The organism is Nocardiopsis sp. NPDC050513 (genome assembly GCF_044457925.1).
In the GTDB taxonomy this organism is placed as follows: Bacteria; Actinomycetota; Actinomycetes; order Streptosporangiales; family Streptosporangiaceae; genus Nocardiopsis.
Genome location: NZ_JBITHK010000031.1, coordinates 1 through 2,824 on the forward strand (window position 1 = coordinate 1; position 2,824 = coordinate 2,824).

A 2,824-nucleotide genomic window follows, 5' to 3' on the forward strand; every position below is an offset into this window, starting at 1 on the left:
TCCACCCTCGCCGCCTACGGATTCGGTCCAGCCAGCGGCCAGTGGGGCGGCATGGTCACGGACGCCTTCCGCGTGCCCTACGCCGACCACATGCTCGCGCCCGTCCCCGACGGCGTACCCTCGGCGCGCGTGGCGGCGGCCAGTGACAACCTCGCCGACGCCTGGCGCACGGTCGCCGGGCCGCTGGCCGAACGCCCCGAAGGGACGGTGCTCGTCCTGGGCGGCGGGGCCAAGAGCATCGGCCTGTACGCTGCCGGGCTCGCCGTCGCCCTGGGAGCCTCGGAGGTCGACTACTTCGACGACGACCCCGACCGGCGGGGGATCGCCGCATCCTTCGGGGCTCGGATCCGGCCGCTGAACGCCCCCGGCGCCCGGCCCCGCCGCGGCGGCTACGACGTCACGGTGGAGGCCACCTCGGGCACCCGGGGCCTGCAGCGGGCTGTCCGGGCGCTGGCTCCGGGCGGGGTGTGCACGGCCGTGGGCTACTACGTCGCCCCGGCCACCCGGGTACCGCTCATGCGGATGTACGCCAACGACTCCACTCTGCGCCTGGGTGTGTCCCACCCGCGCGCGGTGCTGGACGAACTGCTGGACTTCGTGGCGCGCACCGGGTTCGAGGCCGAGCGGGTGACCACGGTCACCGCCGACTGGGAGCAGGCTCCGCGGGCCTACGCCCGGCGCGCCACAAAGGTCGTGCTCCGGCGCGCTCCGCTGCTGGCCGCCGAACCCCGCCCCTGAGGACGCCGGCGCCGCCCCACCGGGGGCGGCACCGCGTGAGCGCAGGTCGGGGCACAGCGCACGAACCCGCGCGGGGTCGGTTCAGTCCGCGCGGTCGGGCAGGAGGTCCCGCCGAACGAAGACGGGTTTGGGGTGGCGCTCCGGGAGGCCCTCGGGCAGGTCCTCCCAGTCCAGGACATGGGAGACCACCCGCTCGGGGTTCACCTTCCCGGAGGCGGCCAGCTCCAGGGCGTCGGGGATGTGACCGCGGACGTTGTCGCGGGCGATGCGCAGTGTGACGCCGGTCAGGTACATGTCCAGCAGCGGCAGCCCGCCCGGCCGGAAGTGGTTGCCCGCGCTCTCACAGATGCCCTCGGGGGCCAGGCTCCTGAGGGCGGTCTCCAACTGGTCGACGCGGCCGGTGGCCTCCACCGCGATGTCGAACCCGTGGCGGACCGGCTCCAGGGCTTCGACGGTGCGCGCGCCGAAGCCCTCGGCGATCGCACGGTGCCCGGGGTCGGGGTCCACGTACAGGACGTCGCCCGCTCCCAGGGCGCGGGCGATGTCGCACACGTACAGGCCGATGCTGCCGCGCGCCACGACCAGGACACGCGCCCCCGGTCGGGCCTTCAGGTGGGGGGAGACCAGGCGCCAGGACAGGGACCAGTTGTCACTGGCCGAGGCCATGGCCACCGGGTCCAGGTCGGTGGGCAGGGGGACGAGCATGGCGTCGGCCCAGGGGACACGGACCAGGTCGGAGAAGAGCCCTCCCCAGGATCCGCCGATCGGGGCGCCGTACATGGCCATGTGCGGCACGGAGGCGCAGTGGGCGGTGAGCCCGGAGCGACAGGGGTCGCAACCGCCGCAGCTGATCGACCAGGGCATGACCACCAGGTCCCCGGGCGCCACCGCGGTGACCGTGTCGCCGACCTCCACGACGCGGGCCACGCACTCGTGTCCGAGGGGGAAGGGCGGGTCGATGAAGCCGTGCCCGGCCAGGATCGCCGAGTCCACGTCGCAGGAGGTCGCCGCGACGGGGGCGACGATCGCCTCCCGGTCGGAGCCGAGCACGGGGTCGGGGGCGTCGCGGAACTCGACCGCCCAGCGCCCGGTGTAGGTCAGCTCACGCATCGGGCTCGCCCTTCCCCGCATCGCTGTCGGCCAGTGCGACCAGGTCGGCGTAGCGGATGACCGAGCCCCCGGCGCCCCAGGTGCCGTCGGGCTGTTCGTGGATGAGCACCCACACGCGCAGGGCCTGGTCCTGGGCCAGGCCGGCGGCGTCCAGGACGATCCGGGTGGCGTCCTCCACCAGGCCCGCCTTGCGCCGCTCCGACAGCGCTCCGGCGGGCACGGTCACGTTGACCAGGAACCGCGGCTCGTCGTCCCCCGCGGTGGTCTGCGCCCCTGCGGGCACCTCGTCCAGGTAGGCCCAGGCCTGGGCGCGGAAGAAGTCCGCGTCCGGGGCGCCCTCCCACCGCAGCAGCGCCTCGGCCAGACCGCGTTGAACGGTCGCGCGCCCCGGCTCGGTCAACGCCCCGGCAGGGCAGGTCAGTCGGATCATGGGCATGTCGCACTCCCTCTCGGCGGTCGCGATTCGCCTATAACAGTCGTTATAAGCGAAGGTGGGAGTAGACTATAACGACTGTCATGGTGAACTGAGCCGAGGGGTTGCCCACGTGAGCGAGAACGAGCTCTCCGCGCGCGAACGGATCGTGGTCGGTGCCGCCGAGATGCTCAGCAGACGCGGACTGAACGCCACGAGCATCCGGGAGACGGCCAAGCACGCCGGTGCGCCGCTCGGCTCGACCTACCACTACTTCCCCGACGGGAAGGGGCAACTGGCCGCCGAAGCCGTGCGCTACGCGGGGGACACGGTCGCCGCGGGTCTGCGGCGCGCGCTGCGGAAGGGGCCGGCGGCCGGACTGCGCGCCTACCTCGACCTGTGGCGCTCGATCATCCTCGACAACGGCTACCGGGTGGGGTGCCCGGTCCTGGCCGTGGCCATCGAGGAGCCCGAGACCGAGGAGCGGCCCGCGGCCCTGAGGGCGGCGGCCGAGGTCTTCGACACCTGGCAGGACCTGTTGGCAGCCTCGCTGCGCGAGCACGG

General features: G+C 73.7%; 4 protein-coding genes. 2 read left to right on the top strand and 2 right to left on the bottom strand.

All coding sequences use genetic code 11. The annotated features are described in order from the left end of the window. On the top strand, nt 1–738 hold a 738-nt coding region (locus tag ACIBFB_RS27170), incomplete at its 5' end, for a hypothetical protein (protein WP_397235003.1). A gap of 81 nt (nt 739–819) precedes the next feature. Here the strand turns inward: ACIBFB_RS27170 and ACIBFB_RS27175 are convergent. Both ACIBFB_RS27175 and ACIBFB_RS27180 read right to left on the bottom strand, forming a co-directional pair. Beyond that, nucleotides 820–1,848, bottom strand: coding sequence for a zinc-binding dehydrogenase (locus tag ACIBFB_RS27175; protein ID WP_397235005.1), 1,029 nt, complete (start codon nt 1,846–1,848; stop codon nt 820–822). Then, complete coding sequence (locus ACIBFB_RS27180) at nt 1,841–2,284, bottom strand: 4-oxalocrotonate tautomerase family protein (protein WP_397235007.1); 444 nt, start codon at nt 2,282–2,284, stop codon at nt 1,841–1,843. Before ACIBFB_RS27180 ends, ACIBFB_RS27175 begins: the two co-directional genes overlap by 8 nt. A 109-nt stretch (nt 2,285–2,393) precedes the next feature. Between ACIBFB_RS27180 and ACIBFB_RS27185 the strand changes: the two genes are divergently transcribed. After that, a partial coding sequence (locus tag ACIBFB_RS27185; RefSeq protein ID WP_397235009.1) for a TetR/AcrR family transcriptional regulator occupies nt 2,394–2,824 on the top strand: 431 nt, incomplete at its 3' end.